Source organism: Achromobacter dolens, from assembly GCF_902859745.1.
Lineage (GTDB): Bacteria > Pseudomonadota > Gammaproteobacteria > Burkholderiales > Burkholderiaceae_B > Achromobacter > Achromobacter dolens.
In genome coordinates this window covers 51,514-74,714 of sequence record NZ_CADIJW010000013.1, presented here as the reverse complement: position 1 = coordinate 74,714, position 23,201 = coordinate 51,514, and the positions used below count along the sequence as shown (strand labels likewise).

At 59.0% G+C, this 23,201-nt stretch carries 22 protein-coding genes; 12 read left to right on the top strand and 10 right to left on the bottom strand.

Features of this window, described 5'->3' with window-relative positions; genetic code table 11:
* Nucleotides 1-30: 30 nt before the first annotated feature.
* From HV783_RS12465 to HV783_RS12455, 3 genes are all read right to left on the bottom strand, one after another.
* Nucleotides 31-789: an SDR family oxidoreductase gene (locus HV783_RS12465; RefSeq protein WP_149063627.1), complete on the bottom strand. Its 759-nt coding sequence runs from the start codon at nt 787-789 to the stop codon at nt 31-33.
* A 128-nt stretch (nt 790-917) separates the two neighbouring features.
* The gene (locus HV783_RS12460; RefSeq protein ID WP_175189257.1) at nt 918-1,868 is read right to left on the bottom strand and encodes a GlxA family transcriptional regulator; all 951 of its coding nucleotides are present in this window, start codon (nt 1,866-1,868) and stop codon (nt 918-920) included.
* A gap of 120 nt (nt 1,869-1,988) precedes the next feature.
* On the bottom strand, nt 1,989-3,347 hold the full coding sequence (locus tag HV783_RS12455; protein WP_175189242.1) for an MATE family efflux transporter: 1,359 nt from the start codon (nt 3,345-3,347) through the stop codon (nt 1,989-1,991).
* A 555-nt stretch (nt 3,348-3,902) separates the two neighbouring features.
* Between HV783_RS12455 and HV783_RS12450 the strand changes: the two genes are divergently transcribed.
* Entirely contained in the window at nt 3,903-4,427 is a 525-nt protein-coding gene (locus tag HV783_RS12450) for a P-loop nucleotide/nucleoside kinase family protein (protein ID WP_054501114.1), read from the top strand.
* Nucleotides 4,428-4,549: 122 nt separating this feature from the next.
* A complete protein-coding gene (locus HV783_RS12445) occupies nt 4,550-5,176 on the top strand; it encodes a tyrosine-type recombinase/integrase (RefSeq protein WP_149063625.1) in 627 nt (208 codons plus the stop codon).
* A gap of 169 nt (nt 5,177-5,345) precedes the next feature.
* On the opposite strand, the gene HV783_RS12440 is transcribed toward HV783_RS12445, so the two are convergent.
* Nucleotides 5,346-6,320, bottom strand: coding sequence for an SDR family NAD(P)-dependent oxidoreductase (locus tag HV783_RS12440; protein WP_175189241.1), 975 nt, complete (start codon nt 6,318-6,320; stop codon nt 5,346-5,348).
* A gap of 66 nt (nt 6,321-6,386) precedes the next feature.
* Here HV783_RS12440 and HV783_RS12435 point away from each other — a divergent pair, with 66 nt between their 5' ends.
* Together HV783_RS12435 and HV783_RS12430 are read left to right on the top strand one after the other, a co-directional pair.
* Nucleotides 6,387-7,346 carry a helix-turn-helix transcriptional regulator gene (locus tag HV783_RS12435; protein WP_367646383.1) on the top strand — a complete coding sequence of 320 codons (960 nt, stop codon included), beginning with the start codon at nt 6,387-6,389 and terminating at the stop codon, nt 7,344-7,346.
* Nucleotides 7,343-8,230 (top strand): helix-turn-helix domain-containing protein, encoded by an 888-nt coding sequence (locus HV783_RS12430; protein ID WP_175189239.1) that lies wholly within the window; start codon nt 7,343-7,345, stop codon nt 8,228-8,230. The genes HV783_RS12435 and HV783_RS12430 overlap by 4 nt, the downstream gene beginning before the upstream one ends.
* Here the strand turns inward: HV783_RS12430 and HV783_RS12425 are convergent.
* Nucleotides 8,213-9,124: an SDR family NAD(P)-dependent oxidoreductase gene (locus HV783_RS12425; RefSeq protein ID WP_175189238.1), complete on the bottom strand. Its 912-nt coding sequence runs from the start codon at nt 9,122-9,124 to the stop codon at nt 8,213-8,215. The two genes, HV783_RS12430 and HV783_RS12425, sit on opposite strands and share 18 nt — an antisense overlap.
* Before the next feature lie 230 nt (nt 9,125-9,354).
* Here HV783_RS12425 and HV783_RS12420 point away from each other — a divergent pair, with 230 nt between their 5' ends.
* The 5 genes from HV783_RS12420 to HV783_RS12400 all read left to right on the top strand — a co-directional run bounded on the left by HV783_RS12420 (nt 9,355) and on the right by HV783_RS12400 (nt 14,518).
* A complete protein-coding gene (locus HV783_RS12420; RefSeq protein WP_175189237.1) occupies nt 9,355-10,122 on the top strand; it encodes an SDR family oxidoreductase in 768 nt (255 codons plus the stop codon).
* A 42-nt stretch (nt 10,123-10,164) separates the two neighbouring features.
* Nucleotides 10,165-10,623, top strand: coding sequence for a cupin domain-containing protein (locus HV783_RS12415; RefSeq protein WP_175189236.1), 459 nt, complete (start codon nt 10,165-10,167; stop codon nt 10,621-10,623).
* A 978-nt stretch (nt 10,624-11,601) separates the two neighbouring features.
* Nucleotides 11,602-12,174: a hypothetical protein gene (locus HV783_RS12410; protein WP_175189235.1), complete on the top strand. Its 573-nt coding sequence runs from the start codon at nt 11,602-11,604 to the stop codon at nt 12,172-12,174.
* A 330-nt stretch (nt 12,175-12,504) separates the two neighbouring features.
* Nucleotides 12,505-13,299, top strand: coding sequence for a cytidine/deoxycytidylate deaminase family protein (locus HV783_RS12405; RefSeq protein WP_217484232.1), 795 nt, complete (start codon nt 12,505-12,507; stop codon nt 13,297-13,299).
* 412 nt (nt 13,300-13,711) lie between these two features.
* Nucleotides 13,712-14,518, top strand: a complete 807-nt coding sequence (locus HV783_RS12400; RefSeq protein WP_175189233.1) for an HNH endonuclease — start codon at nt 13,712-13,714, stop codon at nt 14,516-14,518.
* Between the two features lie 301 nt (nt 14,519-14,819).
* Here HV783_RS12400 and HV783_RS12395 read toward each other — a convergent pair whose 3' ends face one another.
* The 3 genes from HV783_RS12395 to HV783_RS12385 all read right to left on the bottom strand — a co-directional run bounded on the left by HV783_RS12395 (nt 14,820) and on the right by HV783_RS12385 (nt 18,347).
* Nucleotides 14,820-15,587 (bottom strand): alpha/beta hydrolase, encoded by a 768-nt coding sequence (locus HV783_RS12395; protein WP_205412707.1) that lies wholly within the window; start codon nt 15,585-15,587, stop codon nt 14,820-14,822.
* Nucleotides 15,584-17,197 carry a methyl-accepting chemotaxis protein gene (locus HV783_RS12390; RefSeq protein ID WP_116792833.1) on the bottom strand — a complete coding sequence of 538 codons (1,614 nt, stop codon included), beginning with the start codon at nt 17,195-17,197 and terminating at the stop codon, nt 15,584-15,586. Before HV783_RS12390 ends, HV783_RS12395 begins: the two co-directional genes overlap by 4 nt.
* Before the next feature lie 202 nt (nt 17,198-17,399).
* Nucleotides 17,400-18,347 (bottom strand): LysR family transcriptional regulator, encoded by a 948-nt coding sequence (locus HV783_RS12385; protein ID WP_175189232.1) that lies wholly within the window; start codon nt 18,345-18,347, stop codon nt 17,400-17,402.
* Between the two features lie 118 nt (nt 18,348-18,465).
* Between HV783_RS12385 and HV783_RS12380 the strand changes: the two genes are divergently transcribed.
* Together HV783_RS12380 and HV783_RS12375 are read left to right on the top strand one after the other, a co-directional pair.
* Nucleotides 18,466-19,092, top strand: a complete 627-nt coding sequence (locus tag HV783_RS12380; RefSeq protein WP_116792835.1) for an FMN-dependent NADH-azoreductase — start codon at nt 18,466-18,468, stop codon at nt 19,090-19,092.
* A 10-nt stretch (nt 19,093-19,102) separates the two neighbouring features.
* A complete protein-coding gene (locus tag HV783_RS12375) occupies nt 19,103-19,393 on the top strand; it encodes a YciI family protein (protein ID WP_116792836.1) in 291 nt (96 codons plus the stop codon).
* A 372-nt stretch (nt 19,394-19,765) separates the two neighbouring features.
* Here the strand turns inward: HV783_RS12375 and HV783_RS12370 are convergent, their stop codons facing one another.
* A complete protein-coding gene (locus HV783_RS12370; protein WP_116792913.1) occupies nt 19,766-20,740 on the bottom strand; it encodes an MBL fold metallo-hydrolase in 975 nt (324 codons plus the stop codon).
* A gap of 133 nt (nt 20,741-20,873) precedes the next feature.
* On the opposite strand from HV783_RS12370, the gene HV783_RS12365 reads away from it, so the two are divergent.
* The gene (locus HV783_RS12365) at nt 20,874-21,827 is read left to right on the top strand and encodes a LysR family transcriptional regulator (protein ID WP_116792837.1); all 954 of its coding nucleotides are present in this window, start codon (nt 20,874-20,876) and stop codon (nt 21,825-21,827) included.
* A 374-nt stretch (nt 21,828-22,201) separates the two neighbouring features.
* On the opposite strand, the gene HV783_RS12360 is transcribed toward HV783_RS12365, so the two are convergent.
* Nucleotides 22,202-23,152, bottom strand: coding sequence for a LysR family transcriptional regulator (locus HV783_RS12360; protein ID WP_175189256.1), 951 nt, complete (start codon nt 23,150-23,152; stop codon nt 22,202-22,204).
* Between the last annotated feature and the right edge of the window lie 49 nt (nt 23,153-23,201).

Below are 23,201 nucleotides of genomic sequence, written 5' to 3'. Positions count from 1 at the left end.
GTGCGGGCGCGAGCCCGCCTGTCAGGCGTCTTAGACGGGGATGGGGTTGGCGGCGATTTCAGTGTTGAAACCGTCAATCAGCGCATGTTCACCAATGCCGGGGTTGTCTCGCAGGGCACGAATCGCCTCAACAAACACTTCCGGTGCGTCGGTCGCCAGCCCCTTCATCGTTTCGGCGATAAAGGCGTCCAGCGGCATGGCGCGAGGGTCACCGCTCTTTTTGATCAGGTCGGTGTCGACCCACGGAGGCGCGATTTCCTGGACGGACACGCTCGTGCCTTTGAGCATGAAGCGTTGCGACAAGGCATACGAGTGCAGCGCCGCCTTCGAAGCGGAATAGACGGCATTGGTGGCGATAGGCACGTAGGCCAGAACCGAGGTGTTGTGAATGATGGTCGCGCGCGGCTGCGCCTTCAGATGTTCGATCAGCGCAGAGGTCAGCCGGATCGGGCCAAGCAGGTTCGTGTCGAGAATCTGACGCGACACGGCATCATCGATCCGGCCCGAGGGATCGTCGAACGGCATGATCCCCGCATTGTTGACCAGTACATTCAGCGTCGGGTAGTCGCGGATCAGTTGCGCGGCAACGCGGTCGATGTCGGCCGCATCCGAGATGTCCAGGGCGATGCCCTCGATCCCCGGATGGGTGGCGGCCACTTCATCCAGCAGGGCCTGACGGCGCCCGGCGATGATGACCTTGTTACCCAGGGAATGAAACTGTTCGGCAAGCGCGCGGCCAATGCCCGAGGTGCCGCCCGTGATAAAGATTGTGTTGCCCGTCATCTGCATGATTTGTCCTTGTGTGGCGCCTGGATGGCGCCTTCGATGGACGTACTATGCGCGGGTCGGGTGAAGTCTCAAATGCCATAGATCCGGCAAAAACAGACACCGGTTATAAGCAGGCCGCCCAAGGTCACTTAGGCGGCGTCGCGGTCTTGCATCGACATCAGGCTCCGCTTCACGCTGGCCGGGGGCTGGCCAAGGTTGCGCAGGAAGGCGCGCCGCATTCGGTCACGGTCAGCAAAACCCGTGTCACGCGCCACGATTTCCAAAGGGTGACGACCGTCTTCCAACATGACGCGCGCAGCCTCCAAGCGCAGCATTTCCACGGCTTTGGCCGGAGACCGCCCGGTTTCTTCGCGAAATACCCGGCTGAACTGACGCGGTGACAGGCTGGCAGCCTCGGCAAGCTCTTCGACAGACAAGGGATTGCGCAGGTTTTCACGGGCGTAGGCCAGCGCGCGCTTTACCCGGTCAGAGCGAGGCTCCAGCGCAAGCATCGCCGAAAATTGCGATTGCCCGCCGTGGCGACGATGGTAGACGACAAGCCTACGAGCCAGTGCCCGGGAAAGCGCAGCCCCATGGTCGTCCTCGATCAGCGCAAGCGTCAGGTCGATGGCCGATGACATTCCCGCCGACGTCCAGATGTTGCCGTCACGGATGAAAATTCGGTCCTCTTCGACCCTGACCTTCGGAAAGCGCGCCCGAAGCGCCGGCGCATGCGCCCAGTGCGTGGTGGCGGTACGGCCGTCAAGCAGACCGGCGTGTGCTAGTACAAAAGCGCCTGTGCATACCCCAGCCACCCGGCGGGCTTGTTCCCCCGCACGGGCGAGATACGCACGCAGCCCGGGCGAAATATCCTGGGGCGCCAATTGGCCGGCAACTATCAGGGTATCGGGTATGACACCTAGCGGCGTTGTTTCGATACCTGCGTTCATGGACGACCTGACCGTGCCGCCTTTTTCAGAGAGCACCGTCAGCCGATAGCCCTTATCGCCCAGCTCAGTATTGGCGAGCTCAAAGGCAGAGAGCGCCGCCAAACCCATCAGCTGGAAGCCATCTTCCAGGATTAAACCAACGTGCCGCATCATGCTTCCTTTTCAGGCAATGAAAGATTAGCTTAATCCGGCACGGGGAACGGCATCCACGTTGTTGAAAAATATCGGCCCACTTTGTTGCGCCATTTGGACGTCGAAAGCCATCCTTCGTTATTCCTGTTTCCGGCAATCGCGCAGCAGCGCATAAAGCCCCGCCGCACCAAAAGCCGCCATACCCAGGCCCACGCTGACGAATAGCCCGGTCTGCGTGGTGGCGATCAGCCCCCCACCCAACGCCACCACCGTGCGCGCCAAGGCCCCCGCCAACGGTACCGCCATCTTTCCGGTGCCTTGCGCGGCGCAGTACTGGGTGAATCCAAGCCCGAAGAAGCCAAAAAAGGGGCCAACATGGCGCAGGTAAACGCTTCCCGTCGCCACACTTTCGGGGTCCGTCAAAAACGCGCCCAGCCATAATTCGGGCCATATCGCAACCACCAACCCAATAGTCTCGGCAACGCCGAACCCCAGACAGGCTGCGATCAACGCGGCGCGGCGTGCGCGATCGATCCTGCCTGCCGCAGCGTTGGTGCCAATCAGGATCGCGGCAGGCCCGCCGATGCCGAAACTGAGCGGCACCAACAAGAATTCCAATCGCGCAGCCGCCCCGTATCCGGCCACGGCCGCCAGACCGTACGCCCCAACGTAGCCGGTAACGATGGCGATGGTGAGATTGGTACTTGTCGCGATAACGGCCGACACGCCGCCGACCTTGAGAATTTCGGCAAATAGCCGACGTTGCAGCCGCACCGGTCTGGCGACCGGCTGCAGCACTCCTTGGCCACGCCAAAGATATATTGCGAAAACCAGGCTACCAACGACGTAATACAAAACCATTGCCAACGCGCCGCCTGTCACACCCAGCCCCTGAAAGCCTGCCGCGCCAAAGATCAGCAGCCACGATACCGGTATCAGGATGACGCCGCCGCCGCACACCACCCGCATCGGCAAGCGCACATTGCCACTGCCCCGAATGAGCGCCAGCAGTGCATTGAACAGCCATATCAGCGGTGCGCCGCCAAAGACGACGGCGGCATAGTGGTCGGCGTGCGCAAGCGCTTCGCCGCTAGCTCCCATGGCACTGAACGCCGCGGAGCCAAAAGCCAAGACGAGCCCTGCCGTGACAAGCCCAAACGCCACCGCAATGGCGACAGCATGCCAAACCAGCGCGTTGGCTTGCACGCGGTCGTTGCGCCCCAGCGCCCGCGCAACCGCTCCAAGCATTCCCCCACCGACCGCGCCGGTCGCAAGCGCCGTCGTCAATGCCAGCAGTGGAAACACAACCGACACGCCAGCGAGCACGTCTTCACCGAGCTGGGAGAGAAACCACACCTCCATCAGTCCAACAAACGTTTGGCTGAGCATCACCAGCAGTGTCGGGCCGGCAAGCGACAACATCACAGGCAAAATCGGGGCGGTCAGCAGGCGCTCGGTCTGGACGTCACGGCTGCGGGAATCGGTCTGCGCGGTCATGACGGCACTCGAAGACGGTTCTGGGCGGGCGCAGAATAGGCCAATGTCGTGTTGGCGGGAATGTCGAATACACGGCAATTCGCGCCATGCTGATAGCCAGATGCGAAAAACAGGGGTCAGGCTGGACTCACCCGGATTTCCCCGGTTGCTCAAACCAGCCCACATCTGACTCATGCGCCCACGCGCTGAAGCGTCTTCAGTTTCAAGCCATGTGCAGTAGCAGCTTGCCCACGGTGAAACGGCTTGCCATCTCTACGGGGGCCCTTGCGGCTTCGGCAATTGGATACTCGCCTCCGATAAGCACTCTGAGCTTGCATTCGGCTATCCAATCGAACTTCCGCTGCCGGCCGAGGTTGTGTGAAAACTCACCGTGCTGAGGGTCATGTCGGAAGTTGGCCTCTCAGATCAACTCAGGATCGACGATCGGAGTTGAGGGAAGGGTTTGAACACCCTCGAAAACAAGTCCATCACGAGTTTTCACACAGTCTCGGCCAGAAGCGGGCGTTGGAGGTCGCGTGATAATCTCGCCCGTTTCTTAATCAGTGACTGTCAAGCATGTCTCAAGTTCATTTGATCGAGGGCCCGGTAGGGGCTGGAAAATCCACCTTCGGCGCGGCTCTGGCTGCAAGCAGCAACGGCGTGCACATCCCGCTCGACGAGTGGTTTGCGACGCTGTTCAGCCCAGACCGCCCAGGCGGCGATTTTGTGCCTTGGTATGTTGAGCGAAAAGAACGGTTGCTGGGTCTGATATGGAACCACAGCCGCAGAGTACTGGCGTCGGGTCGAGACGTTGTGCTCGAACTTGGTCTGATCCAGCAGCAACCAAGAATCCAGTTCTGTCGAATGATCACGAACGAAGGATTTCCCCCTCACCTCCATGTCCTCGACGCACCCTTGGAAATCCGTCGTGCGCGAGTTCGACGCAGAAATGAAGAGCGAGGTCCCACGTTTTCCATGGTCGTACCGGATCATGTCTTCGAGATGGCGAGCAAGCTTTGGGAGTCGCCCGACGAACTCGAATGCGAAGAGTTCGAGATTAGCTTCGACACGGAGGGGGCGAACGCGTCGTTTGACGTCTGAGCAAGCCAGCCAGCACGCGTCTTGAAAGACAGCTATCGGGCCAGGGAAAGGTCGGCTCAGGGTCGGATAGCGACCCTCCGTAGGAGCACACTGAATCTCCCTTTACGCGAAAGGAGATTGTCATGGAATCCGCGAATGTGACCGTTGGCCGTCCTGCGCCATGGAACAAGGGCAAACTCACCGGGCAGAAGCCACCTCTAAAGCTAGGAGAAATTTGGGCAATCCGAACGAGACTGAAGATGGCGTCCAACGTCCGGGAACTCGCAATGTTCAATCTCGCAATCGATAGCAAGCTTAGAGCGTGCGATCTCACGCGATTGCAGGTGCAGGACATACGTCACGGAAGCCATGTGGCCGCGAGAGCCACCGTCATGCAACAAAAGACCCAGCGTCCGGTTCAATTCGAGATAACGGAGCAAACCCGTGAGAGCCTTGAAGCATGGATCGAGGCGCGAGGACTAAAGGCGGCGGATTTTCTGTTTCCGAGCCGCTTGCATACGTCACCGCATCTGTCGACGCGGCAGTACGCCCGTATTGTGCATCGCTGGGTCGCATCGATTGGCCTCGACGATACCGCATATGGCACCCACACTATGCGCCGTACAAAAGCCTCGCTGATCTACCGCCGGACGAAGAATCTTCGGGCTGTACAGCTGCTGCTCGGGCATACGAAGCTGGAAAGCACAGTTCGCTATCTCGGCATCGAGGTCGACGATGCTCTTGAGATGGCAGAGCAAACCGAGGTTTGACGCATCCCGGCCGGCGAGCGGTCGCTTGCCGGCCAATTGCTTCCATTTTCGTCGGCGAGCGTCTGCGTCGCCGTCGGAACCTAGCATAGGCCAGGCTACGGTCATCGTTCCCTTTGGAAACTCATTTACTCTCGCCTGTGCGGGGCTTTTTACGTCGGCCCCTATTTAGCTAGCCAGCCAGAAACGGCATGCCGGCAAGTCCCTCGCTTCTCTCCCACCACCTGTGAGCCATCTGGGGGTCGCAGGCGTGCGGCAGGACACCTCGCAATGAGGTTGAAGTGGTGGCGACCAGATCGGCTACGTCGCAATCCTCGCAGTAAAGCCCACCCAGTCCCTGCAACCGACTACTGGTCGCCGCCCATACGGTGGTGGCGGCTCCCTGTTCCACAGTCTTGAACAATGCCTCGAAGGCCGGGTTTGGCTTGCCATCAGCAAAAATAGCTCCAATTCGGACAAGATCTTCTGTCGTAAGGTGTGCACCGAGCCCCGTCCTGATTGCGCCCGGGTGTACCGAGAAAGCCCGGACGCCTTCTTTTGCACCGCGACGATCCAGCTCGACCGCAAATAGTGCGGCAGCCGTCTTGGACTGCCCGTACGCCTGCCATTTATCGTACGGCCGACGATGGTAGTCAGGGTCTTCAAGATCGACCCCAGACAATCGGTGGGCGCCGGAACTCAACGCGACCACACGGGCCCCCTTCGCCGCGGCAAGCGCTGGCCAGAGCTGTGCCGTGAGCCGGAAATGTCCCAGATAATTCGTCGAGAGTTGAAGTTCGTGACCTTGGGCATCGCGTTGGAACGGCACGGCCATGATCCCGGCATTGTTGACGAGCAGATGCAAAGGCAAATTTTCGGCCGTAAAGCGTTGCGCGAATGCATCAACGCTGGTGGGATCCGCCAAATCAAGGCATAGCACTTGCACCGACTCGGTACCCCCGAGAATCTGTTGAGCGCGCGCTGGGTTACGGGCGCCGACCCATACCGAGGCACCCGCCCCCGCCAGTGCTCGGACGACTTCCAAGCCAAGACCAGCGTGCCCACCTGTGACAACCACGTTGCGGCCGCGCAAGTTGACGCCCGCCATGACTTGGGCTGCGGTGGTGCTGGCGCCAAAGCCGCTTCCTATCCTATTTTGGTTCTGCATACGTTTGATTAAAGCCCCTGGTTTGCGAAGCTCAAACTCTAGGCAACCTGTGGGCTTCTGCCCATAATGCAGCGTCCAAGATTTCTATTAGAACGTCCACAGATGCCTTACGACCCCCTTTCCCAATGGTTGTCCCTGCTGGCCGTACGTTGCACGCTCAGCGGGTCGCTCCAGGCTAGCGGCGAGTGGTCCGTGACGATAGAGACAACCACACCGAAGATTAATGTGATCACTCATGGGGAAACATGGCTGTTGCATGATGACCTCGGGGGACCGATCAAGCTTCATGGTGGCGATGCGTTCATGCTGACCAGACCGGGAACGTACGTACTATGCAGCCATCCTTCGCTAAAGCCCGTGCACGCTTCCGAAGTGTTCTCGGATAGCAGCGGTGTCATTACTGGAACGCCAGGTCCCAAGGCTGGTCCGCAATGTCATATGGTTGGCTGCGCCGTCACACTGGACACCTTGGATGTCCAATTGCTGATATCCAGGCTGCCGACCGCGCTCGTCGTTCCAGGTGCCCAGTCGAGCGCCGACGCCATTCGTTGGCTCATCATGCGTCTTCGCGACGAGTTGGACTCACTTGCGCCCGGCACGAACGCAAGCCAGGAACTCCTCGCCCGCATGCTGTGCGTGGAATTCATGCGCTATTGGGCGCGGCATTCCTCGCGGTACGGCCTGCTGACCGCGCTTATCGACAACCGCCTCGCGGCCTGCCTGCACGCCGTGCATAACGACCCAGGCCGGCAATGGAAAGTCGAAGACTTGGCCAAACTTGTTGCCATGTCCCGGTCGGCATTCGCGGCGCGTTTCAAAGCACTCACGGGGTTGGCTCCCCTCGAGTACATTATGCGGTGGCGCATGAGGCTGGCAGCTCATGCGCTACGAGAAGGAACACAGCCAATCAGCCGGATCGCGGAATCGATCGGCTATCAATCCGACAGCGCTTTTAGCCTGGCCTTCAAGCGCATCTATGGCATGGCGCCCTCGTCGTACCGGCGCAATCTGGCAGTGGGCGAATGACGACAACAACCGGATCCGATGCAGCGGTTGCAATTGGCGGCATCCTCGATCAGCCGCCGACGCTGGCCAATGTCCTGCGAGGCGGCACCCGCCTGACCCAACGTTGGCGACACGGCGAGTTTCACGCATCGCTTCCCGCGATGGACACGCATGTCATCATGACGTATTACGGCGCCGCACAAAACTCGAGTTGCCACGTTGATGGCAAGCGAGGCAGTGGGCGAACGCGGCCAGGCAGCGTAACCATCATTCCCGAAGGCCAGGACGGAAGGTGGGACGTGGCCGGACCCATTGAGGTATCGCACGTCTATCTCAGCAGCCAGCGCTTGCAGGAAGCGGCGAGGTCGCTGTCCTCTGGAATCAGCGGTGTGGAACTCATTGGTCGAATCTGTTTTGACGATCCCGTTGCCTCGCGCATTCTTGAAATCCTGAGCCACGAGGCCGCTAGCGGGGATGCAAGTTCCTCGCTGTTTGCCGACCATGCGCTAGACCTGCTTTGTGCGCAGCTGATTCGGGGCCACTCATCGCAGTCGGCGATTTCCACGCCGCCCGCCCGCAAGGGTCTGGTCGACTGGCAGGTCCGTCGTGTCACTGACTACATGAAGGACGCCCTTGACCAGGAAATCCGGCTGGACGACCTGGCCGGTTTGCTTCAGATGAGCCGATTTCACTTCTGCACCGCTTTCCGGCTTGCTACCGGGCAGACACCCCATGAATGGCTGACGGCGCTGCGTATCGGCCAAGCGAGGCACCTGCTGATGACAACCGAGCTGCCCGTGACAAGCGTGGGCCTGGCAGTGGGCTACCAGACGCCCTCGTCCTTTGCCGCCGCGTTTCGCAAGGTCACAGGCGTTGCACCTTCATCGCTACGCCGCGGGCGATAGGACTTTCCTCAAAAGCTCGCCAAAGCCAAGTTCCCGCATCATCTCCGCCCGGACACGATCCAGCACTGGAAATACAACGTCCGCCCCATCGTGCACGGGGTCCACGATGGTCCGGAACGGGCGCTCTCCCGCTGGGGTCTCGACAATCATTGCAACAGCGCCTGCCGCAGCGCCGGGAATCTCTTCCCGATGCTTGAGACCGCCGGCCGCATTCTTCAGCCGCTGGCGAAAACCTTTTCCGAGCCTTTGCTCGTAAGGCTTGCAAGCGCTTTCATCGCCCGGCGCCTCAGGGTGCTGGAACGGGCTCGATAAGGTCCCGAACATGCCGGGCATGACGATTGCACTTTCGATACCGGAGGCGCGCAGCTCACGCGCATATTGCACCGCTAGTGCTTCAAGGCCGGACTGGATGGCGCAATACCAGCCGAGATGAGGGGCGGCACCGCCCCCAGCGGCGGTGCTGACGATCCAGACGATCAATCCCGAACGATGTTGGCGCATATGTGGCAGGATCGCGCGCATGGTCCGTTGGGCGCCCGTGAGATACCGGTCCAGCGCGCTGCTCACTTGTTCACTCTTGAACCCTTCCGTGGGCCCGACCATCGCCGGAACGCCTCCGTGCACCAGGACGTCCAGGTCCCCATGTGCGCGGACAATCTGCTCGACCGCCATCGATACCTTTTCCGAGGATTGGGGCCTGAAGTCCAGCGTCCTGATATCGATGCCTTGCTCGTGCGCTTGGGCTTGCAGACGCCGGGCGCACGCCCGATCCCGCCCCCGGCTGTAGTCCAACGCTGCATGAACTGTATGGCCGCCATGCGCCAAGGCGCTGACGGTAAGCGGCCCCACGCCTTCCGCTGCGTGGGTAACCAGGATGTTCTTTGCTTGTGACATGCCGACCTTGATGTGAGGATATACACCGCACCTTTATATGCCTGGGCCGGTCACTGGGCTTTCCCAAGGTTGCGCGGACTGTTCAGATCTTGCGGTCGCCAGTTTTCCGACGATCACCGCAAGATCTGAACAGTCCGCGCAATACTGGAACGGCACAACGCTCCGCCGCTGCCTACTATTCATCCAGTCCTGCAACAACCGCAGGCCAGCGAATAACCAGGAGAGTCATCATGCAAGCGAGTCAGAAAATCGTAGTTGTGGGTGGTACCGGTCTCATCGGCAGCAAGGTTGTGGCCTTGTTGCAAACGTCCGGCCACGACGTTGTGGTCGCAGCGCCTGCGACAGGCGTCAACAGCATTACCGGAGAAGGCCTTGCACAGGCGTTGAACGGCGCTCATGCCGTGATAGACGTCAGCAACGCCCCGTCCTACGATCCGGCCGTCGTGAAGTCGTTCTTCGAGACCTCAGGCCGTAACATCGCCGCCGCTGAAGCGGTTGTCAAGGTAAAGCACCATGTAATGCTCTCCATCGTTGGTGTGGATCGCATGCCTGACAACGGTTACTTCCAAGGCAAGCTCGCGCAGGAAGCGATCGTCACCAACGCCGGCACCCCGTACACGATCGTGCGTGCCACACAGTTCATGGAGTTTCTGACGGGTATCGCCGACTCTAGCGTCGTAGAAGGAAAGATCCGCCTCTCCCCTGGCCTCTTCCAGCCGATCGCTGCCGACGATGTCGCGGCATTCCTGGCGGACATTGCCACTGGCGCGCCGGCAAACGGAGTCGTGGAGGTTGCGGGCCCGCAGCGCGCGCCATTGGCCGACATCGTCGGGCGCCATCTGGCTTTGACCAACGACGCACGCGTGGTCGAGCGCGACCCGCAAGCGAAGTACTTTGGTGGCACTGTGACCGAAGAGTCTCTGGTCCCGCTCGGTCAAGCTCGTCTGGGCACCACCACGCGCGGCAGCTGGCTGCAACGCCAGAAGGCAGTGCACTGAATTTGGCGAATCACATCCAGATTGTCCAACCGGAGTTCCACCATGAAGAAACTCATTGCTTCGCTGCTACTCGCAGCTCTGCCCATGCAGGCAGTTTTTGCACACGATCACTCGACAAACCAGGCGCCGGTCGCGCCAGCCGCATTTGCCAAACAAACCGTCGGAGTCAAAGTCACCCAGGTGTATCAGCAAGCGATCCCCGACATGCCTGGCAAGAGCATCAAAGGCGTGCTGGTCGAGTACGAGCCGGGGGGTGTCAACGCAGCGCATATGCATGCAAAGTCGGCGATCATTTATGCAACCGTGCTGGAAGGTGCGGTATTGAACCAGCTCAACGGCGGGCCGCTACGTACCTATACCGAAGGACAGAATTTCACCGAGATGCCCGGCGACCGGCACGATGTAAGTGCCAACGCGAGCAAGACGGAACCGGCAAAGCTACTGGCGGTGTTTGTCGTCGATAGCGATGACGTCGTGTTGACAACGCCGCTGAAGCAATAGGCACAGTTGAAGCGTCATGGAGCGCCTACCGTAAAAAGAGGCGTTCCGATCAATTTGGCCAATCCTGCATGCGTAGTTGGCGCATAGGACCCGGGGTACTCCACCGATCGCCTCGTACACAGCTCAACGAGCGTATAAGCTGCGCCTTAGGCACGCCAAACTGGAGTGGACGGTGCATTATCTCGCCGCGGAGGTCGACGGCGCCCTAATATGTCTGAGCAGAGCAAATCACGATCGGGCAGAGACATGAGGCCAAAATGGCGCTCCTCTTGATTGAACGCGTTCATTCGGCGATCGTGATGTTGAGTGCGTGCGGACTGCGCCAGGAGTTCGACGCCCGCAACAAAACGGCATGGTCGAACGCGTGATCCGTAAGTTTGAAGGCGATGCGCGCATCGGCATCGCTTTGAAACTATCAAGCCCACCTGCCGCGTTGTAGGGGACTAATACGCATTAACAGCCACCGGCGCCCGCACCTGCCGCGAGGCATGAAGACCCCGGCTGAAGCATTTGTACTAGGCGCTTAACCTGAGCAGGTTCTGCTGGGTCAATACACCTGCCGCCGCCATTGTGAGACCACTATCGGCCAGAAGCGTACCTTCGTTGCTAGGTTCTGACGTCCGTTAAACCGCTCATGACGGACCACACCACTCGTCGATGCTGTTCTTTCCGCTACTAGCGCTCCACCCGTTCGCGTGAGGCTGTGGTGACGAAGCACAAGCTCGACCATGATTTGGTAAATTGCCCGTAACTTCAGAAACAGGATGGCTGAATCTTGAAATCAAACGACCAGAGCGCGGACAGCCTAATTCACGCTCAGGAAGGTCCAATAGAACACGGCCTCGAGTTGCAGGAGCGCCTTAAACCGTTCACTGTTCCTATCTTCAGGTTCGGAAGCGCCCCCGAGCCTCAGGATTGTGGGTCGGGAGTGCTAGTGAAAATAGGGGATTTTTTTTTGTGCTGACGGCTGGACATTGCGTGCACGGCACCTTCGAGTCAATAGCGCTGGGCGTCCGCGAATATCGTCATCGGTTCCTGTTCGACCCGATTAGATCTGGCTACGTATGTTCCGGTGGGAGGGATTTCGGCTATTACGAGGTTAAAAAAGATGCGGCCTCGTCTATCGAGGCGGGCAACCGGATTTTCTTGAGCGAACGATCTATCGAAGTTCTTTCTCCCTCGGCGATCGACGCATCTCGCGATTTCCTGGCACTTGCTGGATACCCACTGCAATTGATGCTAAATCACGACGGCGGTACCGGGGTCAAACTGCTTGTGTATTCAACGACAATGGCTGGCGATGAGCATGCGCCTGCCAGTAGCCTGGCCCCCGCCCTCTGTGGCGCTCACCTTGAAATTCACGTCTGGATTCCACAGCAAGGCAACGTCGATACTCTTGCCGACGATCCGACACCGGCAACACTATGCACATTCCGTGGCGCAAGCGGCGGTGGTTGGTGGAGTACGCATTTGAAGCGTCCGGCATGGAAGTCGACGGACATGAAACTCATCGGTACACACGTTGGATCGAGCAAAGAGATGGAGACTTAAGACGGGTTGCGGCACAGGTTTTCGCGCGTGTCCTTGGTTGGCAATCACGTAGCTCTTATTGCCCGCGATTATCCAGCGCTTCGCGATCACATACGTGCCACTTGGCCGAATGTCGAACAGTACGGGGTTCATCCGTAAGGACCACTTTGACATGCCGGACCCGGCTTGCAGCGCCGCAGGGCGCCGATGAGTTGTTAGTCAAACGTCAAGCCTATGATTGACTAATCGGCCGATAAGCGCCATTTGTTTGCACCGTCGTGTCGGCAAATCGGCGTCAACTTCGTTTTGTATCGATTTTCTATGAGCAGAAATTACACCAGAGACGAACTAATGGCGAAAGCCATCGAAGAGCAAAATAACTGCGACACGTTTCCGAAAGTGGGAGTCGTGATAGCGAAGGGCGGCGAGATATTGGCCACAGGGTTTCGCGGCGAAGTCCCTAAGTTGCACGCGGAACGTGTGGCCATCGGCAAACTGCATGCGAGTCAACTGGATGGCGCGATAGTCGTGACGACGCTGGAACCGTGCGTAGAGTTTCATGCTGAACAACCTGAGCGACCCTGTGCCGAACTCATCACGCAACATGCCGTTAGCGAAGTCATCATTGGCGTATTGGATCCTAACGGAAAGGTGTACAGCCAAGGGTACAGCGCCCTCCTCAATGCCGGTATCCAAGTGAGCTTTTTCGAGTCAAGTCTGAGGGAACAGGTAGAGAAGAACTCGTTTAAGGATGGAGACGTAAATAAGGGGTATGGGCCGGAAGGTACGCGTCGCGTCGGGGTCGTTGGCACGGCCGGGAAGCGATTTGCGATTCAACGGTCCCGCACTGATCCGTCGAGCATTGACATTCGATGGCGATTGATTCAGTTCTCTTCGGGGATAGTCGATCTTCACGCAGATTACGGCGATGATGCGGTGCGCGAAGCGCTGGGCGCCCGCGACTTTGACGATATTTCTGATCCGCTTGTATTTCGTGAGACTGCTCATGCTGCAAGGATGAGGGTCGGGCAGATCGCGGTCGTCTATCCAAAGAATTCGAAGTTTGCTGTACTCATAAAGCTGAAGGAATTGACAGAGTATGACCTAACTTTCAAATGGCAGGTTCGAGAGGTAACCAGCACGTGAAAGAAGACTCCGAATTCGACGTTCTAAGAGTCCATGCGACTCCCTACGTTCGCGTCTAACGGACCGTGCGCTAGCCTAAGCAATCTCATCCCCCGCCGCTGCTCCCCCACCGAGTCGTCGCTTCCAGAGAGAAGCACCTTTCCGGTTGCTCTTCGTGTCTATGCCAGAACGTGACCGACTTCAGATTCTTCGCGATGACCGCGCTGACATTCAAAGCGGTCATTCGCACAAGCATGTGCGAGTGACGCAAAGGGGTCGTCATCGGCCGGTCGACAAGGAGGGCTCTCGGCCAGAAGCGGTCTGTCGCCAACTGGGCAATAATCTAGCGCGTGGAGAAATTATGGACCCTTGGGGCTCAGCATGACGGCCATTGCCATTTGGCTTAACAATAACGTTAGATTCTGGAGACACGATGTCATCTATTAACCAAATAGAACGCGCGCGCCTTGCCTGGCAAGTTCTAATCGATGTCGCCAGAGCGAGAGACACTATCTCGTATGGTGGACTGGGCGCTCGAATTGGCGTGCATCACCGGGCGATCCGCTATGTTCTGGGTCCGATTCAAGACTATTGTCTGGAGACTAGGCTTCCGCCGCTTACGATTCTTGTTGTCAATGGATCAGGTCGGCCCGGCACCGGGTTTATTGCACACGATCCGAATGACCTTGAGAGCGGGCTGGAAGCTGTATGGTCGTTCGGGTGGAAGACCATACAGAACCCGTTTGACTTTGCTTCCGAAGGACTGTCATATCCGAGCCTCCTCAAGATCCTAACGCAAAACCCCGATGACGCTGGAGTAGTCTACGCAAAAGTTAAAACCCGAGGGGTCCAGCAAATTTTGTTTAGGGACGCTGTGCGGAAGGCCTATTCCTGGAGTTGCGCTTTCTCCGGAACTCGATTCCCAGACGCGCTACAAGCATGCCATATCATCCCCTGGGCGTATGCAACCCCCCAGCAGCGCTTGGATGTGAGGAACGGGTTGCTATTGAATCCACTGCATCATTGCCTCTTCGACAAAGCATACCTCACCATCACGCCTGACTATCGGATGATGTATTGGGATCCAGAAGGCAAGGAGCGCGAGCACTCCAAGCTGGAGGCTGCACTATCCATCGACCTACACAACCAGCCCATGAAGGTTCCGCGTTTGTCTCGGCATCGCCCACTTCCCGAGTACATACGGCAACACAACAAGCTTATCGATTGGGAGACGGGATGATCATTGCGGCGGTCGCGCGGGAATCTAACTAGTCGTTCCCTCAGACGGTCTACGGCCGCCGTTGAGCTCCAACGTTAGCTTTCTGAGGATACTTCGGCCTCACCCAAGGCCTAACAATTCATTCAAGCCGAACCCGCTCCGCGGGTCGGCGTAACTCAGGCGTCAGGTTTGGACAATTTTTTTCGAGCAGATCACTCGCTGACGGCTCCCGGCCAGAAACGGACACCAGTTCTGAGTGCTATTTGCTGATCTGCAAATAGCGTTCTTGGCAGTTAGTGGACGTGCTCGACAAGGAGAGTGTTTAGGGTAACGTTTGTGCCGCCCGCTCAATGAAGTCGGAGACCGCTTGCGGCTTGGAGACCATGGACAGGTGGCTCGACGCCAACGTCGTGACGGTCGATCTCGCCTCCTTGGCCATCTTGCGCTGAAGCGCTTCGGGCACGGCGGCATCGCCTTGCGTCAGCAGATAAAAGCTGGGCTTGTCGCGCCACGCCGCAAGGCCTATTCTTTCGCCGAATGCTTGGGCGGCGATGGGCTGCTGCATGGCTGTCAATAGCCGCACTTTCGCGGGAGCTACGTCGCCCGCCATGATGCGGCCGAATGTGGCTTCGTCCAGCCAGATCAAACCGTCCTGGTCCGCATGCAAGGCTTCCATGGGCACGGCCTGACGTTCGAACATCTCGGCTACTGACTCGTTGGAACCCGGCACCAACGCGGACACATAGGCAATTCCCCTGACGTTCGGCTCATTGGCGGCGGCAGTCACCACCGCGCCTGCCCACGAGTGGCCCACGATCAGCGTGTCGCTCTTCTGACGCCGCAGCACGCGCTTGGTGGCTTCGATGTCGGCGGCCAGGGAAGTGAGCGGGTTCTGGACCGAAGTGACGGTAAACCCCTTGGCTTGCAGGCGGACAACGACGTCGGACCATATCGACCCATCGGTGAAGGCACCGTGAACCAGGACGATGTTGCGTACCGGCTCGGCCGCAGCGGACATCGCCGGCATGATTGCGCAGGTGGACAAGAGGGCCGAGTGCACCAGGCCGAGAAGCAGATTTCGGTGATTCATGATTGGGCTCCTGCAAGCAGAATGGGGCGATCTATCGTAGCGCTTGGCCCACCGGCGGCGGACGGCAGCCTGAAGACAGCGACGGCTTGCGTCAGGCTCTTGGCCTGCATGTCCAGTGACGCGGAGGCGGCAGCGGCTTCTTCGACCAGTGCCGCGTTCTGTTGCGTGACCTCGTCCATCTGCGCGACTGCCCGGCTGATCTGGTCGATTCCCTGCGCCTGCTCAACGGATCCTGCGCTGATCTCACCCATGATCTGGTCCACGCGATGGACCGACGACAGGATGCTGTCCATCATTTCACCTGCCTTTGTTACGAGGGCAACCCCGTCTTGGACATCGATTGTTGACCGCTCGATCAGGGTCCGAACGTCGCGGGCGGCTGAGGCGCTGCGTTGCGCGAGCGCCCTGACCTCGCTGGCCACTACGGCGAAGCCTCGACCTTGCTCGCCCGCGCGCGCGGCTTCGACTGCGGCGTTCAGAGCTAGGATGTTCGTCTGGAAGGCGATGCTATCGATGACTGAAATGATGTCGGATATCTTGGTCGAATTGGCGGCAATGCGGTTGATGTTGCCAACGGCTTCCTTGACGACTGCCTCGCCATTGCGCGCAACGCCGGAGGTTTCGGCGGCGACATCCTTGGCTTGGCGGGAGTACTCGGCGTTCTGTTTCACAGTGGCTGCAATCTGTTCCATGCTCGCAGCCGTTTCCTCCAGCGAGGCGGCCTGCTGTTCCGTGCGCGCCGAAAGATCGGTATTGCCTGCCGCGATTTCAGCCGTGCCGCGGTTGATCTCGTACACGCCATCCCTCACAGCGCCGACCGTGTGGGCCAACGCGGCCTGCATGCCGCCGAGCGATGCAATTAACACGCCGATTTCGTTTCGGGAGTGCGCGCCGATGGCGCTGGTGAGGTCTCCTACTGCGATCCGGTCGAACTGCACAGAGGCGGCCTTCAGCGGCCGCAGCACTTGCCGGTCCAGGAATATCCATGACGCGACAGCCAGGGCAAACCCGGTGCACAGCATCAATGCGACGGCAAGCTCCGCTGTTTCGATACGCTGATCCGACGTGAGGTTGATCTGCGCATTGCGCTTCTCAGCGTGGGAAAAGAACGCGAGCGTTGCATCGTTGAAGACGGCGTCGGCGCGGCGCATGGCCGAGGCCTGCTCGACATAGCCGCTGGCCGAACCATTGCGCAGCTGCTGTTGCAGATGCTTGATCGCCAGCTCGTAGGGTCCAAATTCGGCGACGATCTTTGCGGCGATATCTTGCCCGTCTTTTGTCAGCTTGGGGACGCTATTGAACCGCGCAAGTTCTCGGTCAGCATCCTTCAGATAGTCTTCGCCTGTCGTGATTGCGGCCGGTGCGTTGACCCCGGATCCGGTAGCGATGTCGATGTACGCCGCGACAAGGGCCAACCGCGCGCGCAGCAGGGATATCTTGGCTTCGTAAAGGGGGATGGCCTGTTCAGCCGAGATGGAATTAAGTTCCGTGATGTCGTTGTCGGATTGCTTCGAAATGGTCAACGCTAACAGGCATGCGGCAGCGATGGCCGCCAAAAGCAGTCCGATAACCGCCGCCAGGCCGGTCCGCACTTTGAGGTTCTTGAGCATTTTCGTTCGTGATGTCGTGACCGCAACGAAGGGCGGCGGGAAGGTCGCAGGTATGTCACCCGCAGCGAATCCCGCAGTGGAGCATGCCCCTACCCTACAGACAACTGCAAAACGCGATACGCAGCGTCCTGGAAAAACGCGGTTTTGCCAATTGACAGTCGTGTGGGGTTCGCGATATTCGGCCAGCGTGATCTGGAGTACTCTATTCGCTTGCCACAATCGGTTCGCAGCCGTATTGGCCGGACACGTGATTCATGACATCGGGAACGTTCCGCGCCAGGTATTCCACGAACGCGCGAACGGCGGGCACCATGCCACGCCGCGAGGGGTACACCAGGTGCAGTTGATGCCGGGACCTTTCATGGTCTGGCAATAGCGCCACGAGCTGGTTGCTTTCCAGCGCGTGTGCGCAGACATGAATGGGTAGATGAGCGACGCCCACCCCTGCTACCGCAGCGTGATAGAGCAGGTAGACGTCGTCGGACACCAGCACCGACCGATAGTCGATGGTCTGCGCCGAGCCGTCCGCGGCAGTGATCCGCCAGCGGGGCGGCTCGCCGTTGATGCCTTTGGGGCCGATGCCCAGGGCGCCTTGCAGGTCTGCCGGCTCGGCGAATGGGCCATGCGCCGCCAAGAACGCCGGGCTGGCCACCATGACTTGTTCGCTGACGCCCAACGACCGCACGACGAGTTCGGAATCATCCAGCACGGTTCGAATTCGGATGGCGACGTCGAATCCCTCTGCGATCACGTCCACGCGCCGGCTTGTGATCTCGAACTCAAGCTGCACCTCCGGTTCGCTAAGCAGGAATTGCGGAAGGATTCGGGCGAGGAACAGGTGGGCCACGCCGACGGGGCAACTGACCCGCACTTTGCCAATTGGGCCTTCGGCCGCTCGCTGGGCCACGTCGACGGCGGCCTTGGCCGCGGATGTGACGCTTTGGCAGTGCTTGTAGAACTCGGTGCCGGCATCGGTCAATCCGACCACGCGCGTGGACCGGTGCAGCAGCCGTACGCCTAACTGATCTTCAAGGTCCCCGATACGGCGGCTGACTTTCGACTTGGGAAAACCCAGCGCACGGCCCGCGCTGGAGAAGCTGCCGTGTTCCACGACAGCGGCAAACAACGCCAAGTCATTCAGATCGATCATGTGCGGCTCCCGGATTATTGTCCCGCTCGGTGGGACAAAGCGTCACGCTGTCGCATTCTAGCGCGGTCCACCAGGCGCCAGTAGAGTGCCCTCACCGTGTCCTTTTCCGAGAAATACCATGCAGGTTCTGCTGATTGATTCTTCGATTCTTGGCGATGCCTCAGCGTCGCGTGCGTTGACGCATGAGGTGCTTAATTCGATCACGTCGCTGGTTCCCACCAGCAAGCTCATCTACCGCGACGTGGTGGAAGAACCCATCGCCCACCTGACGGGCGCCATCGCTGCCGGCTTCCGGCCGATCGGGCCCACGACCTTTGACGCCGCGACGGTCAGGGAACACGCGCGTTCAGCGTCGCTGGTCGACGAGTTTGTGGCGAGCGACGTCGTTGTGATCGGCGCGCCCATGTACAACTTTTCTGTGTCGAGTCAGTTGAAGGCGTGGATCGACCGCATCGTGCAGCCCGGCCGCACGTTCAAGTACGCCCCGGAGGGTCCGGTGGGATTGGCGGGGCCGAAAGCCGTCATCGTGGTGTCCACCCGCGGCGGTAGCTACCTCTCCGGGCCGATGAGCGGACTCGACTTCCAGGAGGCATACATCAAGGCGGCGTTCGGCTTCATGGGGATTACAGACGTCCAGTTTGTGCGTGCAGAAAACCTGTCACGCGGCGCAGAGGCGAGCGCCAAGTCGATGGCCAGCGCTCGCGAGGAGATCGACAACGTCGTGCGCCTGGCGCTTACCGTCTAAGGAGGACGACATGATATTCATCGTCAAACTGACCTATACCGTACCCAAGGAAAGCCTGGGTCTGCACCTTGACTCGCATAAGCAGTGGCTCGCCGATGGCATCGAGTCCCAGCAGATTCTGGCCGCAGGACCGACGGAAGATGGCACCGGCGGCATCGTCATTGCTCACTGCGTGGATCGGGATGCGTTGTCGCGCCTGCTGGCAGGGGATGCGTTCCTAATCACCGGGGTTGCGACCGCCTCGGTGGAGGCGTTCACCCCTCAGTTGCATTCGCGGCGCTGGCCCGAAAACTGGCGCTAAGCGAGGGCGGTTGGTGCAGCCCGGCGAGTCACAACTGGCAGCCGCACGACCCGTGCGAATGCAAACAGCGTCACAGGCGTGGCCCTCTGGGATGAAGGCACGACGCTCCGGAGCGGGGCTTAATCCCCCGGCTGCGCTGGCCTTAGCCTTGCGAAGTCTCCCCAATGCTCGCAGGCGTTCTAACGGCCCCCGGCCGCCTGCGCGGCGGGGCCGTTAAATCCACGATTCGGAAAAAAGAGAGACAGCCACGTCGGCCGAGGCAATCCAGGTTGCTGCCCGTGACGGATGAATGTGACCGGCCTAGGTTCATCGGCACCGCATTTCGATCGTAAAGCGAAACTGATTTTTCGTACGAGAACCGATGAGTTTGATCTAAGGCAACGGAACGAAGCTATATCCTTGGCTCTCCTTCCGCAGGTGACCGATAGCCGGAAAGGGAAAGTGAAAGCCACCGACGAGCGCATTAGGCTCGAGCCCCTGGAGAAAGTTCGCCCGCACCTGCAAGGCAGCAGCCGCGTCCATATCGCTGGCTACCGACCATTCCGGGTGGCGTGCGAAGAATGCTGGCACGTTAATCATGTCAGCAATGTAGTGAAACACCTGCTCTTTGCTCACGACCTTAAACGCGGTATGCCCGGGCGTGTGACCAAATGCAGGGACCGACCTGATGCCAGGGGCCACTTCACCGCCAGGCTCGTACCGCCGTATCATTGACTCCGGCATCCCAGTAAACACACGCTGAGCCAGTTCGAAGGCGGTCTTGCGAGCTGGAGCTGCGCGCATGTTTTGTTCACTCATCCAATAGTTGTACTCCTGGTTGCTTACCCATACTTTTGCGTTGGGATAGACAAAATCTCCAGCCCGACTTCGCAGCCCGCTGATATGGTCTGCATGGAAGTGCGATATGAGGACAGTATCAATCTCTTCAGGGCGGAAGCCAGCTAACCGCAAGCTATCGAGTAATCCTCCGGTAGTCTCGCGCGGCGTTCCGAATTCGCCTAATCCAGTGTCGAGAAGGATGCGACGAGAGCCGGCAACGACAAGAAACCCAGTGAAAGGTAGTTCAATCTCTGTTGTACTCAGTCCGAGGTCGGTCGCAAGGGCCTTGACTTCCTGAAAGGGAGCATTTGCAACGTATCGCTCGGTGAGTGGCAGACGGGTTACCCCATCGTATAACGCGACGATCTCCACGTCGCCCAATCGAACTTTCCGGAAGCGCTGGCGCGGCTCTTTAGAAAGCTTAGCGCCGGAACTAGATGACTCCTGAGCCCAGAGAGGTCTCGTGGGCAGAAGGCTCATCGCTCCCAGCGATGCAATGGATGCGAGTACGTGACGACGTTGATTCATGATGACCTTCACTTCGATAATCGATATGGGTGACGGGGATCCGCGCTATGCATGAGAACTATAGGCCTCTAGCCAGGCTCAATGAAGATAGAAAAACGCCAATGAATGTCTCAAAAATAGGACAATCGTTACCATGAAGGCCGACACAAATCTTAATGACTTGGCGCTGTTTGCGGCCATAGTCAAGCACGGAAGTCTAAGTGCAGCTGCTACAGCGACCGGTCAAACCAAATCCAAGATAAGCCGCCGGCTCGCGGTACTGGAAGATCAGTTGGGACTACGGTTGGTGCAGCGTTCCACGCGTGCAATCCACATTACCGAAGTTGGGAGCGACTTTTTCAAATATTGTGAGGCAATGCTGGACGCGGCCCAAGGCGCCATGAATCTAGCTCGACAAATTGTTGAGCAACCTAGGGGTGTGTTGCGCGTCAGCAGCCCAGCGGGACTGGCACATCTATTCCTAATGGACCTGTTGCCCCAATTTATGCAGGCTTTTCCAGATGTACAAGTTGCGTTGGAGCTTACCAACCGAAGGGTTGATCTTATTGCCGAGGGGTTTGACGTGGCTCTGAGAGTGCGCACGGCATTACCCGACTCGGAACTAATTTTGCGAAATCTGGGAATATCCCCCCAGGTACTTGTGGCGAGTCCGTCATTTGTAAAGCGCTACGGTCCATTTGATTGCCCCGAGTCTTTAATCGGCCGTCCGGCCATCGGGGCGCGAGGAGATCATGGTGACACTTCAACGTGGACTCTTGAAGATGAGGGCGGGAAGGCAGTTACTCTAAGCTTTAAATCATCTCTCCAAGTGGCTTACGGTCCAATACTGAAGCAGGCGGTATTGCAGGGCGTTGGAATAGCACAGCTTCCGCTGAACATCTGTCATGAGGAAATTTTAAGAAATGAGTTAGTTTTACTTCTGCCACAGATGCGATTACCTGACCACCACCTGCATCTGGTATATGGCTCAAGCAAAGGACTATCACCCGCAATTCGAGCTTTCTCAAATTTCCTGGTCGATCATTTGCGGCCCCAGATGAAAGCCATCGAAGTACTTAGAGATAATTTGGCCGATCGACAAGATTAGAGTTGCGGGCGCAGGGCAGTCCCTCTCCCCGTTAGACCAGGCACCCGCCCTTGCTGGATGGCCAACTGACCGTTCCACGATGAACTTGGGGGGCAGTTGCCGAGCGCTACGCGCGGGGGCAATGAAGGGCGGCGAACGCCGCGAATGGTCAAGATCGGCCACCGCCCACAAGTGGTCCGGGTCGCCACGGCCTGTCGGCATGGACGGCTCCGATTCGCAGCCTGAAGGTGTAGCGCAAACCGTCTTCACTGATCGTCCATGTGGTGGCCAGCAGCGGCTGCGGCTTGAATTGCAGGTCGTAGCGCAGCAGGCTGAGAACGACGATAGTGCTCCCGCTCAACCGTCCAGTGCCTCCTATTTCGGTCCAGATGGGCTTAGCCGACATCCCACCTCTCCCCCACCGGGGCGAGTCCGGCTAACACCTCAATAAACGCGCGCACTTTTGGTGGGCGGAATCGTGCAGAGGGAGTTACGGCGTGAATACCGCCTAGGGGCAATACCCAGCCGGGAAGCACCCGCAGCAACCGGCCCTCTCGGAGATCTTCCTGCACAGCAAAATCGGGCAGCACCGATAAACCCGCGCCCAGGCGCACGGCTTCCCGCACGGCCAGCGTCGCATCTAGCGAGATGGTCGGATTTACGCGCACGCTCTGACGATGCAGTTCGCTGCGAGAAAAACTCCATTGCGTGGGTTCCCGCAACGCAGTGTTCGCCACGAACGGCAGCGTCGCTATATCTTTAGGCGTCCTCAACTGCTCCAGCTGCCGCTGATATGAAGAGGCGGCGACCAGGAACTGCCGAAAAGAACCGATCTGGCGTGCCTGCACGTTTAGATTGGTCAGCCACCCCACCCGGATCGCCAGTTCAATCTGCCCCGACATCAGATCAAGCGACTGATCACTGAATACTGCGTCGACCCTGCATTGGGGGTAGCGACGGGTGAACTCCGTGATCGCGGGCACGAGCGCGGAAATGCCGTAGTCCAGTGGGGCCGTGATTCGCAAAACTCCTGAAGGTTCGGACGCCATCTCGCCCAGCTCATCGAAGGCATCGCCCGCCTCCTTGAGGATCATGACACACCGCCCGTAGAAAGTCTTGCCGGCATCCGTGGGCGCGACCTTGCGCGTCGTGCGCGTGAGTAGCGTGGTCTGAAAGTCGCGCTCCAGACGCGCGACCTGTTGACTGACCACGGCCTTGGTGATTCCAAGTCGCTCAGCGGCAGCGGTGAAGCTACCCGTCTCCACCACGGCGGCGAAGTAAGCCAGACGTCTCAGGTTGGCCAAATGCGCGCGCCCCGCATCCTGCAAGTTGTTTGCTATTTGCATACACAGCATCTCTTTCATAGGTATTTATCTACCAATTTTCGCTGTCTAT